The 1,812-nt window shown below is 65.5% G+C and carries 1 pseudogene; it reads left to right on the forward strand.

What is annotated here, in order from left to right:
* Window positions 1–1,812: pseudogene (locus tag IB234_RS24520) on the forward strand (RHS repeat protein); the annotation flags it as partial.

A 1,812-nucleotide genomic window follows, 5' to 3' on the forward strand; every position in this document is an offset into this window, starting at 1 on the left:
TCATCGACATGCAGGGGCGCCGGACCCGCTTCCCGGTGCTGACGGTGGGCGAACGGTTCTTCTCCAAGTACGAACACACCACCCTGCAGCGTAACCAGCGCAACCAGTACGAATTGATCGGCCCGGACGGCCTGCGCCTGATCTTCGGCCTGGGGCCGCTCGACCAGGCCCGTCTGCGCGAAGTCGAGGAGCAGGAGGCGCAGCGAGAGTTGCGCGAGACCGAGGCCTGGCAACAACTCCTGGCCAGCCGAGCCGCGCGAGGTGAAGAACCGCTACCCGAGCGCTCGCCGGATGCACGTGGCAACCTGCCGCCGCAGGCCCAGACCCTCTACCTGCTGGGGATGATCGACCCCAACCACAATCACCTGCGCCTGCATTACAGCGACGACGGTCTGCCACGCCACCTCGATACCAGCAGCGGCCGGCGCGTGGGCTTTATCTTCGACCGTACCTGCACCGAGCCCCGTCTGACCTATGTGGTGGAGCTGCTTGGCGAGCCCGGCGAAAGAGGCCACTACCCGCGCGAACAGCAGCAGTGGCTGGTCGAGTACCGCTACAGCAGCGAAGGCGACCTGATCGAGGCCCGCGATGGTGACGGCCAGCTCGGTCGCACCTTCGCCTGGCGCAACCACATGATGGTCGAGCACACCGAGCCGGGAGGGCTGATCGCGCGCTACCAGTGGGACCAACTCGATCCCAAGGGGCGTGTGTTGCGCAGCTCCACGGCGCTGGGGCAGTTCTGGGTCTTCGACTACGACGAGGTTGCTGGCTGTACCCACGTCACCGACGCCAGTGGGCGAGAAAAACGCTACCTGTACGACAAGGACAAGAACCTGATCGGCCTGGTCGACGCGTCGGGTGTCGAGACCCGGTACGAGCGGGACGTCTATGGCAACCTGATCACTCTTACCGACCCGGCCGGACGGGTCACCCGCCATCAGTACGACGCACGCGGCAACCTGCTCAGTGTCACTCAACCTGACGGTGCACGTTACCAGCTGCGCTGGCACGAGTGCTGGCGCAAGCCGGTGGCCGTCACCGATCCCTTGGGGCGCACCACTAATTATCGTTATGACGAATGCGGCAACCTGATCGCCGTTACCGAGCCCAACGGCGCGGTTACCGAGTACCGGCTGGACGGGCGTGGCCTGCCCAAGACCATCATCGATGCGCGCGGTGGTCACAAGCGTCTGGAGCACGATGTCCAGGGTCGCCTGCTGGCCTACACCGACTGCTCCGGCAATCGCACCCAGTACAGCTACGACGCCCAAGGCCGTCTGGCCAGTGTGACCGACGCCCTAGGCCACAACACCCAGTACGGCTATGCGCGCATCAACCGCCGCGACCGGCTGAACAGCATCCGCCACGCCGACGGTGCCATCGAGCGCTTCGCCTACGACCCACTGGGCCGCCTTATTGCTCACCATGACCCGCTGGGACGAGTGACGCGCTATCAGCTGGATACCGAAGGCCGGCCGCTGCAGCGCATCGACGCTCTCGGTCACAGCCTGCGCTACGAATACGACGTGCATGGTCGTCTGGCCCGTCTGCACAACGAGAACAACGCTATCTATCGCTTTGCCTGGGATGCGCTGGATCGGCTGGTGGCCGAACAGGGCTTCGACGGGCGCCGCATCGACTATCGCTACGGTGCCACCGGGCAACTGCTGGAAAGTGTCGATGGTGTGCCGGCGGGCAGTGCTCATCTCGGTAGCGGCACAGGGGCGCTGCTACGCACCCGCTACCAGCGCGACGCCATGGGCCGCCTGCTGGACAAGTTCAGCTACAAGCCGGGGACCGATGGCAGCCCCC

It is taken from the genome of Pseudomonas sp. PDM16 (assembly GCF_014851865.1).
Lineage (GTDB): Bacteria > Pseudomonadota > Gammaproteobacteria > Pseudomonadales > Pseudomonadaceae > Aquipseudomonas.